This window comes from Gordonia mangrovi, assembly GCF_024734075.1.
In the GTDB taxonomy this organism is placed as follows: Bacteria; Actinomycetota; Actinomycetes; order Mycobacteriales; family Mycobacteriaceae; genus Gordonia; species Gordonia mangrovi.
This window is the reverse complement of record NZ_CP102850.1, coordinates 4,825,266-4,843,472: the sequence shown is the minus strand read 5'-3', so window position 1 is coordinate 4,843,472 and position 18,207 is coordinate 4,825,266. Positions and strand designations below refer to the sequence as shown.

The 18,207-nt window shown below is 67.5% G+C and carries 16 protein-coding genes; 3 read left to right on the top strand and 13 right to left on the bottom strand.

What is annotated here, in order from left to right; genetic code table 11:
• The first annotated feature begins 4 nt into the window (after nt 1–4).
• The 3 genes from zwf to pgl are packed head-to-tail and all read left to right on the top strand — an operon-like array spanning nt 5 to nt 3,241.
• Nucleotides 5–1,543, top strand: coding sequence for a glucose-6-phosphate dehydrogenase (gene zwf, locus NWF22_RS21975; RefSeq protein ID WP_160902790.1), 1,539 nt, complete (start codon nt 5–7; stop codon nt 1,541–1,543).
• 43 nt (nt 1,544–1,586) lie between these two features.
• Nucleotides 1,587–2,507 carry a glucose-6-phosphate dehydrogenase assembly protein OpcA gene (locus NWF22_RS21970; RefSeq protein WP_160902394.1) on the top strand — a complete coding sequence of 307 codons (921 nt, stop codon included), beginning with the start codon at nt 1,587–1,589 and terminating at the stop codon, nt 2,505–2,507.
• Nucleotides 2,507–3,241: a 6-phosphogluconolactonase gene (pgl, locus tag NWF22_RS21965; RefSeq protein WP_160902395.1), complete on the top strand. Its 735-nt coding sequence runs from the start codon at nt 2,507–2,509 to the stop codon at nt 3,239–3,241. Before NWF22_RS21970 ends, pgl begins: the two co-directional genes overlap by 1 nt.
• 1 nt (nt 3,242) lies before the next feature.
• Here pgl and NWF22_RS21960 read toward each other — a convergent pair whose 3' ends face one another.
• From NWF22_RS21960 to NWF22_RS21900, 13 genes are all read right to left on the bottom strand, one after another.
• Nucleotides 3,243–3,929 (bottom strand): NAD(P)H-dependent oxidoreductase, encoded by a 687-nt coding sequence (locus tag NWF22_RS21960; RefSeq protein ID WP_258321244.1) that lies wholly within the window; start codon nt 3,927–3,929, stop codon nt 3,243–3,245.
• Between the two features lie 131 nt (nt 3,930–4,060).
• Nucleotides 4,061–6,913, bottom strand: coding sequence for a phosphoenolpyruvate carboxylase (gene ppc, locus NWF22_RS21955; protein ID WP_160902397.1), 2,853 nt, complete (start codon nt 6,911–6,913; stop codon nt 4,061–4,063).
• Between the two features lie 168 nt (nt 6,914–7,081).
• A complete protein-coding gene (gene secG / locus NWF22_RS21950; RefSeq protein WP_160902398.1) occupies nt 7,082–7,315 on the bottom strand; it encodes a preprotein translocase subunit SecG in 234 nt (77 codons plus the stop codon).
• Nucleotides 7,316–7,488: 173 nt separating this feature from the next.
• Nucleotides 7,489–8,277 carry a triose-phosphate isomerase gene (gene tpiA / locus NWF22_RS21945; RefSeq protein WP_160902791.1) on the bottom strand — a complete coding sequence of 263 codons (789 nt, stop codon included), beginning with the start codon at nt 8,275–8,277 and terminating at the stop codon, nt 7,489–7,491.
• Nucleotides 8,274–9,485: a phosphoglycerate kinase gene (locus NWF22_RS21940; RefSeq protein ID WP_160902399.1), complete on the bottom strand. Its 1,212-nt coding sequence runs from the start codon at nt 9,483–9,485 to the stop codon at nt 8,274–8,276. Before NWF22_RS21940 ends, tpiA begins: the two co-directional genes overlap by 4 nt.
• Nucleotides 9,486–9,519: 34 nt before the next feature.
• Complete coding sequence (gap, locus tag NWF22_RS21935) at nt 9,520–10,539, bottom strand: type I glyceraldehyde-3-phosphate dehydrogenase (protein WP_160902400.1); 1,020 nt, start codon at nt 10,537–10,539, stop codon at nt 9,520–9,522.
• Between the two features lie 161 nt (nt 10,540–10,700).
• Nucleotides 10,701–11,684 carry a DNA-binding protein WhiA gene (gene whiA / locus NWF22_RS21930; protein ID WP_160902792.1) on the bottom strand — a complete coding sequence of 328 codons (984 nt, stop codon included), beginning with the start codon at nt 11,682–11,684 and terminating at the stop codon, nt 10,701–10,703.
• Nucleotides 11,685–11,897: 213 nt separating this feature from the next.
• Nucleotides 11,898–12,947, bottom strand: a complete 1,050-nt coding sequence (locus tag NWF22_RS21925) for a gluconeogenesis factor YvcK family protein (RefSeq protein WP_309249724.1) — start codon at nt 12,945–12,947, stop codon at nt 11,898–11,900.
• A complete protein-coding gene (rapZ, locus tag NWF22_RS21920; protein WP_258321243.1) occupies nt 12,944–13,873 on the bottom strand; it encodes an RNase adapter RapZ in 930 nt (309 codons plus the stop codon). The genes NWF22_RS21925 and rapZ overlap by 4 nt, the downstream gene beginning before the upstream one ends.
• Nucleotides 13,870–15,915 carry an excinuclease ABC subunit UvrC gene (gene uvrC / locus NWF22_RS21915; protein WP_160902401.1) on the bottom strand — a complete coding sequence of 682 codons (2,046 nt, stop codon included), beginning with the start codon at nt 15,913–15,915 and terminating at the stop codon, nt 13,870–13,872. The genes rapZ and uvrC overlap by 4 nt, the downstream gene beginning before the upstream one ends.
• 21 nt (nt 15,916–15,936) lie before the next feature.
• Nucleotides 15,937–16,425 carry a PH domain-containing protein gene (locus NWF22_RS21910; protein ID WP_160902402.1) on the bottom strand — a complete coding sequence of 163 codons (489 nt, stop codon included), beginning with the start codon at nt 16,423–16,425 and terminating at the stop codon, nt 15,937–15,939.
• Complete coding sequence (gene ribH, locus NWF22_RS21905; RefSeq protein WP_160902403.1) at nt 16,422–16,910, bottom strand: 6,7-dimethyl-8-ribityllumazine synthase; 489 nt, start codon at nt 16,908–16,910, stop codon at nt 16,422–16,424. Before ribH ends, NWF22_RS21910 begins: the two co-directional genes overlap by 4 nt.
• Entirely contained in the window at nt 16,907–18,205 is a 1,299-nt protein-coding gene (locus NWF22_RS21900) for a bifunctional 3,4-dihydroxy-2-butanone-4-phosphate synthase/GTP cyclohydrolase II (RefSeq protein ID WP_160902404.1), read from the bottom strand. The genes ribH and NWF22_RS21900 overlap by 4 nt, the downstream gene beginning before the upstream one ends.
• Nucleotides 18,206–18,207 lie beyond the last annotated feature (2 nt).

Below are 18,207 nucleotides of genomic sequence, written 5' to 3'. Positions count from 1 at the left end.
CCGAGTGCCCGGCGGCGGTACCACCTGGAACAACCCGCTCCGCGATCCCCGGGATAAGCGGCTGCCACGGATCGCGGGCCCGTGCAGCCTGATCATCTTCGGCGTGACGGGCGACCTCGCCCGCAAGAAGCTGATGCCGGCGGTCTACGACCTCGCCAACCGGGGTCTGTTGCCGCCGTCGTTCGCGCTCGTCGGTTTCGCCCGGCGCGACTGGGACCACGAGGACTTCGCCAAGATCGTCCACGACGCGGTGCGCGATCACGCACGCACAGGGTTCCGCGAGGAGGTGTGGGAACGACTCGCCGAAGGCTTCCGGTTCGTCCAGGGCGCCTTCGACGACGACAGCGCGTTCGACCGGCTCAAGGAAACCCTGGAAGGCCTCGACAAGGAACGCGGCACCGACGGCAACCATGCGTTCTACCTGTCGATCCCGCCCAAGGCCTTCCCCACCGTCTGTGAGCAACTCGACCGCAGCGGCCTGGCCAAGGAGGACGGCGACCACTGGCGCCGCGTCGTGATCGAGAAGCCGTTCGGGCACAACCTGGAATCGGCCAAAGAGCTCAACGCGATCGTCAACGGGGTGTTCCCCGAGTCGTCGGTCTTCCGGATCGACCACTATCTCGGCAAGGAGACGGTGCAGAACATCTTGGCGTTGCGCTTCGCCAATCAGATGTTCGATCCGCTGTGGAGTTCGCATTACGTCGATCACGTGCAGATCACCATGGCCGAGGACATCGGACTCGGCGGCCGGGCCGGCTACTACGACGGGATCGGCGCAGCACGCGACGTGATCCAGAATCATCTGCTGCAGCTGATGGCGTTGGTTGCGATGGAGGAGCCGATCTCGTTCGAGCCCAAGCAACTGCAGGACGAGAAGATCAAGGTGCTCGCAGCGACCCGCAACATCGAGCCGCTCGACGACAACACCGCCCGCGGTCAGTACGGTCCGGGCTGGCAGGGCAGCGAGAAGGTGCCGGGACTGCTCGACGAGGCGGGGTTCGCCAAGGACTCCACCACGGAGACCTTCGCCGCGATCGCGCTGGAGGTCGACTCCCGACGCTGGGCCGGCGTGCCGTTCTACCTCCGCACCGGCAAGCGGCTCGGCCGACGGGTCACCGAGATCGCCCTGGTGTTCAAACGCGCGCCCCATCTGCCGTTCGACAAGACCATGACCGAGGAACTCAGTCAAAACGCTCTGGTCATCCGGGTGCAGCCGGACGAGGGGATCACCCTGCGGTTCGGGTCCAAGGTCCCGGCGTCGAGCATGGAGGTCCGCGACGTCAACATGGACTTCAGTTACGGCACCGCGTTCACCGAGGCATCCCCCGAGGCCTACGAACGCCTCATCCTCGATGTACTGCTCGGCGAGCCGTCGCTGTTCCCGGTCAACGAGGAGGTCGAGCTCTCCTGGGAGATCCTCGATCCCGTCATCGAGCACTGGGCCCAGGCGGGCACACCCGACACCTACGAGTCCGGGACCTGGGGCCCGACATCCGCCGACGAGATGATGTCGCGCGTCGGACGGTCCTGGCGCCGCCCATGACTCCCCCGCGCCCACCGGTCGCCCAACGACAGGAGTGCTGACGATGATCGTCGAGTTGCCCAACACCTCCACCACCGATGTCGCCAAGAAGATCGTCGAGGTTCGCGAGTCCGGCGGCGCCATCAGCCTCGGTCGTGTGCTGACCCTCGTGGTCTGCGCCGAGCACGGCGAACCCACCGAAGGCGCGATCGAGGCGGCGATCGGCGCCAGTAGCGAGCACCCGAGTCGCGTGATCGTGGTGACCCGTGGCGACCGGTCGGCCGACTCGCGGCTCGATGCCGAGATCCGGGTCGGTGGTGACGCCGGGGCGTCGGAGGTGGTGCTGCTGTCGCTGCAGGGCGATCTCGCCGATCATCCGCGGTCGGTGGTGACCCCGTTCCTGTTGCCCGACACACCGGTCGTCGTGTGGTGGCCCGGCGAGGCGCCGACAGCGCCGGCGAGCGACCCGATGGGATCACTCGGCCGACGCCGGATCCTCGACGCCAACCGATGCGCCAATCCGAAGACGGTGCTCGCCCGCCGACTCGCCACGTACGCGGCCGGTGACACCGACCTCGCCTGGACCCAGATCACCCACTGGCGGGCCCTGTTGGCGTCGGCAGCCGACCGCCCACCACACACCCCCATCACCGAGGTCCAGGTGGCCGGCCCCAGCGACTCCCCCGGCATCGACCTGTTGGCGGGCTGGTTGCGGTCGGCGCTGTCGGTGCCGACGCGGCGGACCGTGGGCAGCTTCGAGGTTCGTCTGGTGCGCGAGGACGGCCCGACCGTCCTCTCGCTCGACATGAACAACAATGCGGTCCTGAGCATGCCCGGCAAACCCGACGGCCGCGTCGCGATGACGCGCCGCGAACTCCCCCTCCTGCTGGCCGAGGAACTGCGCCGACTCGACACCGACGACGTATACGCTCTCGCGTTGCAGGGCGTCGTGGATGTGGAATTCGAGGGGCAGGCGGTGGCCTGATGATCCCGGAAACACTGGTGTTCGACCACAAGAACGATCTGGTCGCGACCGCGGCCAGCCGTTTCGTGGATCTGGTGACCAAGGCCCAGGCAGACCACGGCGTCGCCTCGGTGGTGTTGACCGGCGGCAGCAACGGGATCGCGGTCCTGCGCGCCCTCGCGGCAGACAGCGGCGACATCGACTGGTCTCGCGTGGAACTGTTCTGGGGTGACGACCGGTTCGTGCCCGCCGACGATCCCGAACGCAACTACGGCCAGGCGTGTGACGCATTGCTCGACCACGTCCCGGTCGACTCGGCGCGGGTCCATGCGATGGCGCCGTCGGACGGTGAATTCGGCGACGACATCGACGCCGCTGCCGCGGCGTATGCGACGGTGCTGGCGCGAACCAGTGCCGGACGGGTGCCGCATTTCGATCTGCATCTGCTCGGCATGGGCGGGGAGGGACACATCAACTCGCTGTTCCCACACACCGCGGCCACCGCGGAAGCCGAAAAGACGGTTGTCGCGGTGGAGGACTCACCGAAGCCGCCACCGCGGCGGATCACGCTGACTCTGCCGGTGGTCAACCGCAGTAAGGCGGTCTGGTTCTTGGTGGCCGGCGAGGACAAGGCCGAGGCGGTCGCGGCCGCCCACACCGGTGCCCACGCCGCAGACTGGCCGTGCGCCGGCGCACACGGCACCGACGAGACCGTGTGGTTCCTGGACCGCGGCGCCGCGTCACGCCTCACTTGAGTCAGGTGGCGAATCGGTGGGCGGCGTTGCCCGACACGTCGGGTGCGACGTCTGGGCACAGCGCGATCGAGTGATCGTAGAACCGTTCGTCGAGCGGAAGGAACGGAATCGGCGACTCGTCCGTGACACCGCGAAGCCGATCGGCGAGATCACGCTCGATCTCCACGATGGTTGACTCGTCGACGTCGCGCGCACGGGTGACGAGGTGTGGCCGCAAGGTTTCCATCCCCGTGTACCAGAGCGTTCCGTGCAGCGTCGTCCACAGCACGTCCTCGATGTCGCCGCTGATTCCCCTCGGACCCAGGCTGCCGGGACGGTCACCGGCGGTGACGATGGTCAGCGCGCGGCGTCCGACGAGTCCTCCGTCGCCGTACTTGCGGGCCCGACCCGTGGCGGGATCGATCACGTCGTAGGCGAACCCGCGCTCGAAGACGCGGTCAACCCAGCCCTTCATGATCGCGGGCATCCCGTACCACCAGAGCGGGAACTGCAGCACGACCAGGTCGGCATCGCGCAACTTCTGTTGCTCGGCCTCGACGTCGGCCCCGCCTTCCTCGCGCAGCACCGGATCCCACTGCATCGCATACAGATCGGACTCGAGAACCTGCCAGCCCTCGTCGCGAAGCACCTGCGCGCCGAGTCGATGCAGATGCCGGTTCAGAGAGTTCGGATCCGGATGTGCGACCACCCACAAAGCCTTCATGGTGCGTGCAACGCCGCCGCACGATGCTCGCATTCCGCTCGCAGTACCGGTACCAACACCGAGTCAACGAGAAGCGGGACCCCGTCGATGCGAATCGGCGCCCGGTCGACGGTCGGCTAGCCCGAGTTGCGCAGCGCCGTGGCCAGGCCGTTCATCGTCAGCTGGATACCGCGCCGCACGCGCGGCTCGTCGTCGCCGGCACGGAATCGCCGCAGCAACTCGACCTGCAGCAGATTGAGCGGCTCCAGGTAAGGGAAACGGTTGTAGACCGACCGTTTGAGCGCGGCGTTGTCCGACAGCAGATCGTCGGTGCCGGTGATCTTCGAGTACATGTCGATGGTGCGCTCGTGCTCGTCGACGATCATGCCGAAGACGGTGTCGCGCAGCGTCTCATCGGGCACCAGTTGCGCATAGCGGTGGGCAAGTCCCATATCCGACTTGGCGAGCACCTGCGCCATGTTCGACATCACGGTGCGGAAGAACGGCCACTTCTCGTAGTAGCGCCGCAGGGTATCGAGTCGCTGCTCGTCATCACCCACCCACTGCTCGAAGGCCGAACCGGTCCCGTACCAGCCGGGCAACATCACCCGGGACTGCGTCCACGACAGCACCCACGGGATGGCTCGCAGGTCGGAGATCTTCTCGGTCTGCTTACGCGATGCGGGCCGGCTGCCGATGTTGAGCGCGCCGATCTCCGACAGCGGCGTGGAGGTGGTGAAGTACTCCACGAATCCGGGGGTCTCGTGCACCAGCTTGCTGTAGGCCGACCGAGCAAGGGTCGCGATCTCGTCCATGTTGCCGTAGGCGTCCTCGGATTCGTCGCCGAGACCTTCCACGTCGAGCAGCGACGACTCGATGGTCGCGGCCAGCAGCGTCTCCAGGTTCCGTTCGGCGACCACCGGTTCGGCGTACTTCGCCGCGATGATCTCGCCCTGCTCGGTGATCCGCAGCGATCCCTGCACGGCGCCCGGCGGCTGCGCGAGGATCGCGTCGTAGCTCGGTCCACCGCCACGGCCCACGGTGCCACCGCGACCGTGGAACAGGCGCAGTCGGATCCCGGCCTTCTTGGCAGCCTCGACCAGGTCGAGCTCGCCGCGGTACAGGGCCCAGTTGGCGGCCATGTAGCCGCCGTCCTTGTTCGAGTCGGAGTAGCCGAGCATGACCTCCTGCATGCCGGCCTGCCCATCGACGAGATCGCGGTACAGCGGGATGTCCAGCGCCGCCAGCAGCGTCTCGGCGCCCTGCTGCAGGTCCTCGATCGTTTCGAACAGCGGCACGATACGCACCGACGACGACAACTTCCCGGTCTCCGCATCGATGTCGATCAGACCGGCTTCCTTGAGCAAGATCATCGGCTCGAACATGTCACTCACCGAGGTACACATGCTGATCACGTAGTTCGGTACCGATTCGGCGCCGAAGGTGCGCACGGCCTTGGCAGCGGCACGCACGATGTTCAGTTCCTTGGTCGCGAGCTCGCTCAGTTCGGCGTCCGGACGGGTGAGCGGACGCCGTGCGGTCAGCTCGCTGGTCAGGATCTCCACGCGTTCGGCTTCGTCGAGCGACGCGTAGTCGGGATGGACGCCGGCCCATGCGAGCAATTCGGCGACCACCTCCTCGTGCATGTCCGAGTTCTGTCGCATGTCCAGTCCGGACAGGTTGAAACCGAAGGTACGGACCGCTTCTCGCAGCATCAGCAGACGATCGTCGGCGATGATGTCGTCATGCGTTGATCGGAGACTTGCATCGACGATGTCCAGGTCTGCCAGCAAGGCAGCCGCGTCGGAATACGGTTCGGCGCCGTCGACCTCGAGCAGATCCGACGCCTTCATGACTTCTTCACCGAACATGTCGGCCGCGGTGGCGACCAGCCGCGACCGGATCTTGCCCAGCGCGACGCGGAACGGCTCGTCGGCTGCGGGGTCCTCGCGGTCCACTCCCCCGAGTTCATAGATGGCCTCGTCCGGCGACATCAGGCGGCTGGACATGCTCAATTCCTCGGCGAGCAGCCGCAACTCGGACAGATGGTGGCCGATCGCCGTGCGCGCCGCGAGCGTGGTGGCCATCTCGACGATCTCATCGGTCACGAACGGGTTGCCGTCCCGATCGCCACCGATCCATGACCCCATCCGCAGCATCGGGTCGTCGTCGAGTTCCGCATTCGGGTACGCACTCCGGAGCGCCGCACGTACACCCGTGTTGATCTTCGGCACCACCTCGAAGAAGGCAGCGTCGTAATAGCGCAGCCCGGAACGGATTTCATCCTTGATGTTGAGCCGCTCCAGTCGGATCAATGCGGTCTGCCACAGCGTCAGGATCTGCCGACGCAGGCCTTCGAGAACCTCGGCCTCCTCGGCCGGCGTCAGTTCCGTGCGGCTGCGGAAGCGCATCAGTTCGGTTATCCGATTCTGGGCCTCGAAAACCGTGCGCCGGCGCGTCTCGGTCGGGTGGGCGGTGATCACCGGAACGACCGTCGCATCGGCCAGCGCCTGCCCCACCTCCGCATCGGTCAGTCCGGCATCGGCCAGCTTGGCGTAGGTCGCAGCCAAGGTGCTGTCCTGCGGCGGATCGCCGGCTCGGACGTGGAGGGCGCGGCGGCGTTCGCGATGGATGTCCTCGGCCAGATTGGCCAGCAGCGCGAAGTTGCAGAAGGCGCGGATCACCGGCATGGCGACCGACAGGTCGACGTCGGCGAACATGTCGGCGAGCGTGTCGCGATCGATCTCGGCGCGACGGATTCGGAATGCGGCGATCCGCGCGTTCTCGACGAGATCGAACACCTCGTCGCCCGAGTGTTCGCGCACCATGTCGCCGAGCAGACCACCGAGTAGGCGGATGTCCTCACGGAGCGGTTCGGTGAGCGCGCGGCCCTCGTCGTCGATGATGATGTGGTCGGCAATCGTCATGGTGGGGCGCCAAGCGGGCGCGCCGGCGGACCGAGTGGACCCAGACGAGATCGATTCGCTCATGAGGTCAGTATCCCGGTATTCACGCGGTGCGTCATCTCGGGGCGGCGGGAGCAGAATCCCCGAATTGCGTGATCCGGCGCCGACGCCACACATGACAACGGCGACCCGGTCATCCGCACTGCCGCGGACAAACAGGTCGCCGAAGTGACGCCGGACGCCGATCGCGCGTCAGGAGAGTTTGATGTCGACTCCGATGCCGATGATGAAGATGAACCAGATGATGCCGACGAAGACGGTCAGCCGGTCGAGATTGCGCTCGACCACACTGGAACCCGAGAGGCTTGACTGCACACCGCCACCGAACAGCGACGAGAGGCCGCCGCCCTTGCCGCGGTGCAGCAACACCAGCACCACCATCATCACGCTGGTGATGACCAATCCGATGTCGAGTGCGAGCTTCACGTGTAGTCAGTCCTGTTCGGTCGGTGCATGCAACTGTGGCAGGTCGCGCCGACGGCGAGAAGCCGCCCGAGCACAACCTGCCACAGTCTACGCGTTCGAACCCAGCGCTCCCATCGCACCCCTGGGGAGCGATGGGAGCCCGAGGAGCGCAGGCCCTCCTCGGGAACCGACTGTCAGGGCAGCGGCCCGCCGGCCGCGATGGCCGACAACGTCGCGAATTCGTCGGATTTCAGTGAAGCGCCGCCGACGAGTGCACCGTCGACATCCGTCTGTCCGACGATGTCGCCGACATTCTTGGCATTCACCGAACCGCCGTAGAGCACCCGCACCGCCTCCGCGGTCGCACCGTCGGAGATCTCCGCCAGCGCACCGCGCACCGCCGCGCACACCTCCTGTGCGTCGTCGGCGCTGGCCACGCGGCCGGTGCCGATCGCCCAGACCGGCTCGTAGGCGATGACGACCTTCGCGATCTCCTCGGCCGACAGGCCCGCCAACGAGCCCTTCAGCTGGGTGACGTTGTACGCCACGTGATCGCCGGCCTCACGGATGTCGAGCCCCTCGCCGATACACACGATCGGGGTCAGTCCGTGCTTGAGCGCGGCCTTGGTCTTGGCGAGCACCAGTTCGTCGGTCTCGGCGTGCATGGTGCGACGCTCCGAGTGGCCGACGACGACGTAGGTGCACCCCAGCTTGGCCAGGAACGCACCACTGATCTCGCCGGTGTAGGCGCCCGAGTCGTGCGCTGACAGATCCTGTGCACCGTAGGTGAGCAGCAACTTGTCGCCGTCGACCACCGTCTGCACGCTGCGGATGTCGGTGAACGGCGGGATGACCGTCACGTCGACCTTGTCGAAGTACTTCGCGGGCAGCGCGAACGCGATCTTCTGGACGAGCGCGATCGCCTCCAGATGATTCAGGTTCATCTTCCAGTTGCCCGCGATCAGCGGTTTACGCGCCATCAGCTCTCCAGCACTTTCAGTCCGGGCAGCTCTTTGCCCTCCAGATACTCCAGCGACGCCCCGCCACCGGTCGATATGTGCGAGAAGTCCGAGTCCGGCAGACCCAGGGTCCGCACCGCTGCGGCGGAGTCGCCGCCGCCGACCACGGTGAACGCGCCACCCTTGGTGGTCGCCGCGATCGCCTCGGCCACCCCACGGGTCCCGGCGGAGAACTTCTCGAACTCGAAGACACCCGACGGGCCGTTCCAGAAGATCGTCTCGGCGCCCGAGAGCACCGCGGCGAACCGCTTGACCGACTCGGGCCCGATGTCGAGGCCCATCCAGCCCTCGCCGATCTCCTCGACAGGCACCGTCTTCGCCTCCGCGTCGGCGGCGAACTTGTCGGCCACCACCACGTCGACCGGCAGCCGGATCACGTCACCGAATCGCTCCAGCAGGTCCTTGCAGACGCCGATCTGGTCTTCCTGCAGCAACGACGTTCCGACCGAATGACCCTGCGCGGCAAGGAAGGTGAAGGCCATGCCGCCACCGATGACGAGCGTGTCCACCTTCGGCGCCAGCGCCTCGATCACGCCGAGCTTGTCCGACACCTTGGAACCGCCGAGCACCACCGCATACGGTCGGGAGACCTCGTCGGTGAGCTTGGACAGCACATCGACCTCCGCGGCGACGAGGTCACCGGCGTAGTGCGGCAGCAACTTGGCGACATCGTAGACCGAGGCCTGCTTGCGGTGCACCACCCCGAACCCGTCGGAGACGAAGGCACCGTCGTCGCCGACGAGTTCGACGAGCGCCTTGGCCAGCGCCTCCCGTTCGGCCTCGTCCTTGGAGGTCTCGCGGGGATCGAACCGCACATTCTCCAGCAGCAGGACATCGCCGTCGGTCAGTCCCTCGGCGCGCGCGAGCGCGTCGGTGCCGACGACGTCACCGGCCAGTTGCACGTTGCGTCCGAGTTCCTCCCCGAGCCGCGCCGCGACGGGCGCCAGCGAGTACTTCGGGTCCGGCTCGCCCTTGGGGCGGCCGAGGTGGGCGGTGATGATCACCTTGGCACCGGCCCCGACGAGCGCCGACAGCGTGGGCAGCGAGGCCAGGATGCGGCCCGGATCGGTGATCGTCGTTCCGTCGAGCGGAACATTGAAATCCGACCGGACCAGCACGCCCCGACCCGAAACGCCTTCGTCCAGAAGGTCTTTCAGTGTGGGTACGCCCATGGTGGCGTTACTCCTCGCGGTTCGTTGGATACGGTCAGAGCGACTTGCTGACCAGTCCGGTCAGGTCGACGAGACGGTTGGAGTAACCCCACTCGTTGTCGTACCAGGAGACGGCCTTGACCTGGTTGCCGATGACCTTGGTGAGCCCGGCGTCGTAGAGCGACGAGTGCGGATCGGTGACGATGTCGCTGGAGACGATCGGGGCGTCGTAGTACTTCAGGATGCCCTTGAGCGGCCCCTCGGCAGCGGCCTTCATCGCGGCGTTGACCTCGTCGGCCGACGGCGACTTCTCCAGGATGGCGGTGAGGTCGGTGACCGAGCCGGTGGGGATCGGCACGCGCAGTGCGTAGCCGTCGAGCTTGCCGAGCAGTTCCGGCAGCACCAGGCCGATGGCCTTGGCGGCGCCGGTGGAGGTCGGCACCACGTTGAGCGCAGCGGCGCGGGCACGGCGCAGATCACCATGCGGGCCGTCCTGCAGGTTCTGGTCCTGGGTGTAGGCGTGCACGGTGGTCATCAGGCCGGAGACGATGCCGAATTCGTCGTTGAGCACCTTGGCGAACGGGCCGAGGCAGTTGGTGGTGCACGAGGCGTTGGAGATGATGTTCTGGCTGCCGTCGTACTTGTCGTCGTTGACGCCCATCACGATGGTGATGTCCTCGTTCTTGGCGGGCGCCGAGATGATCACCTTCTTGGCGCCGGCGTCGAGATGCCCCTTCGCCTTGGTGCCGTCGGTGAAGATGCCGGTCGACTCGACGACGACATCGACGCCGAGATCACCCCACGGCAGCGCCGACGGGCCCTCCTTGATCGCCATCGCCTTGATCTTCTTGTCGCCGACGACGATGGTGTCCTCACCCTCGAGGCTCACATCCTCCGGCAGGCGGCCGAGGATCGAGTCGAACTTGAGCAGGTGGGCGAGCGTTGCATTGTCGGTCAGATCGTTGACGGCGACGATCTCGATGTCGGTGGTACCCAAAGCCTTCTGTGCTTCCACGGCGCGGAAGAAGTTGCGGCCGATCCGGCCGAATCCGTTTACGCCTACCCGAACAGTCACTGTTGTGCTCCTTAGCGGTATTCATCATCAAGGCCTGCGGCCGGGAACCGGGCGACATTCACGATGGTGAACATCACCCGTGGCCCACCTCAGCCTAGTAGGAGGTTCACCGATGAGCATGCGATGGGTGGGAATCGCCTGCCCACCGCGTCCGACGCGACTCAGGCCTCGTCGAGCAGATCCGAGGTGACGGCCGACTCGGTGTCGGGGATCCCGTCGGTACGGGCTTTCTTGTCCGCCATCGACAGCAGCCGGCGGATACGTCCGGCGACCGCGTCCTTGGTCATCGGCGGATCGGCGAGCTGGCCGAGTTCTTCCAGCGAGGCCTGGCGGTGGGTGATGCGCAGCTGACCGGCGGCCACCAAGTGATCGGGCACCTCGTCGCCCAGGATGTCGAGGGCCCGCTCGACCCGTGCGGCCGCCGCCACCGCGGCCCGAGCCGAACGACGCAGGTTGGCATCGTCGAAGTTGGCGAGGCGGTTGGCGGTTGCGCGGACCTCGCGACGCATGCGCCGCTCCTCCCACACCAGCCGGGTGTCGTTGGCACCCATGCGGGTCAACAACGCACCGATGGCCTCCCCGTCCCGGATGACCACCCGGTCGGCTCCGCGCACCTCACGTGCCTTCGCGGACACACCGAGCCGGCGGGCCGCGCCGACCAGCGCGAGGGCCGCTTCGGGGCCGGGGCAGCTGACCTCGAGTGCCGAGGAGCGACCCGGCTCGGTCAACGAACCGTGGGCCAGGAAGGCACCGCGCCACGCGGCCTCGGCGTCGGCGACGCTGCCGCCGACGACCTGAGCCGGGAGGCCCCGGACCGGTCGGCCACGCAGGTCGAGCAGTCCGGTCTGGCGCGCCAGACCCTCACCGTCTTTGGTGACCCGCACGATGTAGCGGGCACCTTTTCGAAGACCGCCGCTACGCAACACGTGGACGTCGGAGTTGTAGCCGTACAGGTCGAAGATCTCACGCCGCAGCCGTCGCGCGACGTTGCCGAGGTCGACCTCCGCCTCGACCACCACCCGTCCCGCCACGATGTGCAGTCCGCCGGCGAATCGCAACAGCGCCGACACCTCGGCCTTGCGGCAACTCACCTGGGTCACGGTCAGTCGTGAAAGCTCATCCTTCACCGCCGCGGTCATCGCCACCGGTCCCTGCCCTCCTGTCACGGTCCTCCTGTCCGGGTCGCCGCACCACGCCAGGAGCACCGAACCCGTCCCGGTCGCGCAACCGTCCGCGAGTGCCACACCGTGTGGAACTCACCGCGGGTCCGGTCGCGATCGTCCGCGCCGTGGCCTCCCCTGCTTCCCGATGATCACCACGTCGGCGACGGGCCGCCGTCGCCGGTGCACACGACTCGCTCACGATTCTTGCGCCCGGACAGCGTATCGACTCAATTCACCTTCGCACAGTTGCTTCACCAGAGTGGCGACTTTCTCCGGGTCGTGCACGTGCCGACCGGGTATTGCGAGGTCACCCGCATGCAGACGTGCGCCGAACAACTCAGCCGCCCGGATGAGGTGATCCCGCTCACGTCCGGCGGGCACCGACGCCGCATCGACGACGATGTCATCCACCCGAAGGACATCGGCGTGCGCGTGCAGCACGTGCAGATGTCGTTCCACTGAGAAACCCGTCGTCTCACCGGGTTCGGGGGCCAGATTGACGAACAGCACCCGCCGTCCGTTGGTCTCCCGCAACGCCGCGAGTTGCTCGGGCACCAGAACGTGCGGGATGACGCTGGAGAACCACGAACCCGGCCCCAGCACCACCAGGTCGGCCGACCGGATCGCTTGGAGTGCCTCGGGCGTTGCCGGCGGGTCGTTCGGCAGCAGCCGGACCCGACGAACCTTGCCCGGGGTGGTCGCCACCGCCACCTGACCGCGGATGCAGCGGCTGATCCGCGGGTCGCTCTCCAGTCCGGAGACGTCGGCTTCGATGTCGAGGGGCACCGCCGACATGGGCAGCACCCGGCCATCGATGTCGAAGACGGCGACGAGTTCGTCAAGCGCTGCCACGGGATCGCCGGTGACCTCGGTCAGGCCGGCCAGCAGCAGGTTGCCGATGGGGTGACCGGCCAGCGCGCCCCGACCGCCGAACCGGTGCTGAAAGATGCTCGCCCACAGTTCGTGCGCCGAGGGGCCGTGCGGGGTCGGCCCGTCGGACCGAGCCGCGAGCGCCGCCGGTGCGGACATCAACGCCGACAGCGCCATCCGCAGATCACCCGGCGGGATGACGCCCAGTTCGGCCCGCAACCGTCCGGACGAGCCACCGTCGTCGGCCACGGTGACCACCGCCGTGACGTCGGGGCTGAGGTAGCGCATCGCGGTGAGCGTCGCGTACAAGCCGTGCCCCCCGCCGAGCGCGACGATCCGCATGTGCCCGTCCGCGGACTCCTGCGGGGCGCTCATTCGCGCCCCAGATCGCGATGGATCACCCGAACGTCGTAGCAGGGCACACCCTGCTCGTCGGTCACCGCGGCGAGTCTGCGGCCGACTTCCTCGGAGATCGCCACACTGCGATGTTTGCCGCCGGTGCAGCCGATGCTGATCGTCATGTAGCGCTTGCCTTCCCGCAGATACCCGGGGGCCACGACCGCGACGGTCTGCAGATGCAGGTCCACGAACCGCCCGGCGCCGTCCTGTCCGAGCACATACTCGCGGACCTCCTCGTCGCGACCGTTCTGGGCGCGCAGGTCGGCGATCCAGTACGGATTCGGCAGAAACCGGACGTCGGCGACGTAGTCGGAGTCGATCGGCAGACCGTACTTGAATCCGAACGATTGCACGGCAACGCTGAGCCGGTTGTCGGTGTCGTGCGGGTACACGCCCTCCACCACCTCGCGCAGCTTCGCCGCGGTCAGCGCCGACGTCTCGACGACGAGGTCGGCGGAGTTCTTGATCGGCGCCAGAATGGCACGCTCGCGGGCGATACCGTCGACAAGTGTCTCGCGCCCCTGCAGGGGATGCCGTCGCCGCACCTGTTCGAAGCGACGCACCAGAACATGGTCGCTGGCGTCGAGGAAGAGCACCTTGGTACGCGCACCCGACGATTCCAGCGACTTGCGGAGATCGTCGAGTTGGCCGCCGATCTCGTCGTCGGACGCACGGATCACCATCGCCAGGCGCGCGATGTCGGGGTCGCTCTCGCGCACCATCTCCACCATCGTCGCGATCAGCGATGGTGGGACGTTGTCGGCGACATACCATCCGTCGTCCTCGAGCACATTCGCGGCGGTGGAACGGCCGGCCCCGGACATACCGGCGACGAACAGCACGGTGAGGTCGGCCGCGGCGCCGGTCTCGGCGGTCGGTTCGGCATCAGGTCGGTCGATCACCGGTCTTCTCCTCCACTCGTTCGGTCGTCGGACCCGGGACCGGCGGGTGTCGGACCGACGGGCGCGCCGACGGCGAGGTCCGATGGTGCGGGGTCGGGCGCCGAGTCGTCGGCCAGTGCGTCGCGGACGGCGCGTGCGGTCGCCATCCCGATGCCGGGGACAGCCGAGATCTCCTCCAGGGACGCCTCGCGCAGCCGGGCGACCGACCCGAAATGGGTGACGAGCGCCGTGCGACGGGTTCGACCTAGCCCGGGCACGCCGTCGAGCACGGATTCGGTCATCCGCTTGCTCCGCTTGCTGCGATGGAAGGTGATCGCGAAGCGGTGCGCCTCGTCCCGGACTCGTTGCAGCAAGAACAGCGCCTCGCTCGTCCGCGGCAGGATCACCGGTTCATCATCACCCGGAATCCACACCTCTTCCAGCCGTTTGGCCAGTCCGACGACCGCGACGTCGGTCACGCCCAGCTCGTCGAGCACCGTGGCGGCGGCGTGTGCCTGTGGCGCGCCGCCGTCGACCACGAAAAGGTTTGGTGGGTATGCGAACTTGCGGGCGCGACCGGTATCGGGGTCCACGGCGGAAGTGATCGGGCTCTTCTGATCCTGCCGGTGCCGCAGGAAGCGACGTCGGGTCACCTCGGCGATCGAGGCGACGTCATCGGAGCGGCCGTCGCCGGCGGCGTGCCGGATCGAGTAGTGCCGGTAGTCGGATTTGCGGGCGAGACCGTCTTCGAACACCACCAGCGACGCCACCACGTCGGTGCCCTGTACGTGTGAGATGTCCACACATTCGATCCGCAGCGGCGCCTGATCGAGGCCGAGTGTCTCCTGCAGTTCGGTCAGCGCCGCCGAACGCGTCGTCAGGTCGCCGGCCCGGCGCAGCTTGTGCTGGGCCAGTGCCTCGGCGGAGTTGCGGGTCACCGTGTCGAACAACGCCTTCTTGTCGCCGCGTTGCGGAACGCGCAGCGCGACCCGACTCCCCCGCAGATCCGACAGCCACTGCTGTAGGTCCGCGTGATCATCGGGCAGTGCCGGGACCAGCACCTCACGCGGGATCGACTCGCCGTGCGCGCGGTCGTCGTCGATCTGCACGGTGGCATCGAGGTCGACCTGCGCGCCGTAGAACTGGGTGAGGAACCCGGCGACCTCCTCGCCCACCGAATCGTCGTCGGACCGCTCGACCACCCAGCCCCGTTGACCGCGGACCCGGCCGTCGCGAACATGGAAGACCTGCACCGACACCTCGAGTTGATCCCCGGTCATGCCGACCACATCGGCGTCGGTGCCATCGCCGAGCACCACTGCCTGCTTCTCCATCGCGCGCCGCATGGCACCCACATCGTCGCGCAGCCTGGCGGCCCGCTCGAAATCGAGTTCCTCGGCGGCCGTGTTCATCTCGCGCTCGAGCCGGCGGATCATCTGATCGGTGCGGCCGGCCAGGAAGTCGCAGAAGTCGTCCACGATCTCTCGGTGCTCCTCGGCGGTGACCCGCCCGACACACGGTGCCGCACACTTGTCGATGTAGCCGAGCAGACAGGGCCGGTCGATCTGTCGGTGCCTCTTGAAGACGCCGGTCGAGCAGGTGCGGGCCGGGAAGACCCGGGTCAACAGGTCGACGGTCTCTCGAATGGCCCAGGCATGCGAGTAGGGGCCGAAGTAGCGGACTCCCCGCCGCCGGGGCCCGCGGTAGACGAACAGCCGCGGATACTCCTCGTTGAGGGTCACCGCGAGCACCGGGTAGCTCTTGTCATCGCGGTAGCGGACGTTGAATCGGGGGTCGAATTCCTTGATCCAGTTGTATTCGAGTTGCAGGGCCTCCACCTCGGTGCCCACCACGGTCCACTCGACCGCCGCGGCGGTGGTCACCATCTGGCGGGTGCGGGGATGCAGCCCGGCCAGGTCCGCGAAATATGACGTCAGGCGCGACCGCAGGTTCTTGGCCTTGCCGACGTAGATGACCCGGCCGTGTGCGTCACGGAATTTGTAGACCCCGGGTTCGGTCGGGATGCTGCCCGCGGCGGGACGATAGGTTGACGGGTCTGCCACACAGTCCAGGCTAATCGGTGACTACGACTGCTCCACCGGACCCGTCTCGCCGTCGGGATTCGAGCCGTAGCGCTGGGCCAACTCGCGGAACGAATTCATCGCCGACACCGCGCGATCGGCGTCCCACGCCTGCACCGCGAGGACCGGCACATGCTCGTCGTCGGGCAGCAACACCCGTGCGGAGAAGCCTTTGTCCGGATAGGTCATCCCGCGTACCCGGTCCCAGCCGAACAGACGCTCACCCATCAGGTTGCGCACCGCGACGCCAGACGGGCCGACGCGCAGACGGGGCTGGGTGAACAGCAGGATCGCGGCGGCCTCCACGACCCCGATCAGCGCCAGACCGATCTGGTCGGAACCACCGATCTGCACTCCGGTGTCGGAGATGGTCAGCAGGGCGGCGAACAGGATGTGGATGGCGAGCACCACCGCCGCGACCGCGATCGCGATGCGGGGCATGCGCCGGGGACGGTAGGTCAGGTCCCACTGCACGGCCGTCCCCGTGCTCATCCGAGGGACTCGCCGCGGGCCAGTGCCCGCAGTGTCAGGGCCGACGCCAGGGCGGCCGTCGTGGCCTGTGCTCCCTTGTCCTCCTTCGAGTCCGGCAGGCCCGCGCGGGCCAACGCCTGTTCCTCGGTGAGTGTGGTCAGCACGCCGTTGCCGACCGGGGTGCCCTCATCCAGGGACACCCGCGTCAGTCCCGCGGTGACCGCGTCGCAGACGTATTCGAAGTGTGGGGTCTCCCCCTTGATCACCACGCCCAGCGCCACCACGGCGTCGTGTGTGCGTGCCAGCGCCTGCACGATGACCGGGAGTTCGATGGCGCCGGCCACCCGCACCACGGTGGGGTCGACGACGTGATGGGTGTCGGCCACCCGCAGGGCGCCGTCGAGCAGCGCGGTGCAGATGGTGTCGTGCCACTGCGATGAGACGATCGCCAGCCGCAGCCCACTCGCGTCGGCCAGGTCGAGCGTCGGTTCGCCGTGTCCGCTCACGCCGGGTCCGCCTCTCCGTTGCGTTCCACCCAGTCCTCCAGACCCACCAGGTCGTGGCCCATCCGGTCCCGTTTGGTGCGCAGATAGTGCAGGTTCTCGGAGTTCGCGCGAACCGGCATCGGCACCCGGTCCACGATCTGCAGACCGTAGCCGTCCAGGCCGACGCGCTTGGCCGGGTTGTTGGTGAGCAAGCGCATCGAGCTCACGCCCAGGTCCACCAGGATCTGCGCGCCGAGTCCGTAGTCGCGTGAGTCGGCGGGTAGTCCCAGCTGCAGGTTCGCGTCCACGGTGTCGGCGCCGGAGTCCTGGAGCTGGTAGGCCTGCAGTTTGTGCAGCAGTCCGATGCCACGGCCTTCGTGACCGCGCATGTAGAGGACCACCCCGCGACCTTCGGCGGAGACCATCTCCATGGCGGCGTCGAGCTGCGGACCGCAGTCGCAGCGCAGTGATCCGAACACGTCGCCGGTCAGGCATTCCGAATGCACCCGCACCAGTACGTCGTGGCCGGCCCCGTCGGCGCCCGCGATGTCGCCCTTCACCAGCGCGACGTGTTCGACGTCGTCGTAGATGCTGGAGTAGCCGACGGCGCGGAAATCGCCGTGCCGGGTGGGGATGCGGGCCTCGGCGACGCGGACGACGTGCTTCTCGTGGCGCCGACGCCAGGCGATCAGGTCGGCGATCGAGATGAGCGCCAGATCGTGGTCGTCGGCGAAGACCCGCAGTTCGTCGGTCTGCGCCATCGACCCTTCGTCTTTCTGGCTCACGATCTCGCAGATCACTCCGGCCGGGGCGAGTCCGGCGAGCCGCGACAGGTCCACAGCGGCCTCGGTGTGACCCGGCCGACGCAGCACGCCACCCTCTTTGGCGCGCAGCGGCACCACATGCCCGGGGCGGGTGAAGTCCACGGCGCTGCTGCCCGGTTCGGCGAGCAACCGCATGGTGGTGGCGCGGTCGGCCGCGCTGATGCCGGTGCCGATTCCTTCGCGGGCGTCGACGGTCACCGTGTAGGCCGTGCCGTGCTTGTCCTGATTCATGGAGTACATGGGCGGCAGCCCGAGCCGGTCACAGTCGTCACCGGCGAGGGGCACGCACAGGTATCCCGAGGTGTAGCGAACCATGAAGGCGACGAGTTCAGGGGTGGCCTTCTCGGCGGCGAAGATGAGGTCGCCCTCGTTCTCGCGGTCTTCATCGTCGACCACGACGACCGCCTTGCCGGCGGCGATGTCGGCGATCGCCCGTTCGACCGAATCGAACCGCACCTTCTCCCGCACCGCCGGATCTGCCGGACCCGTCATGT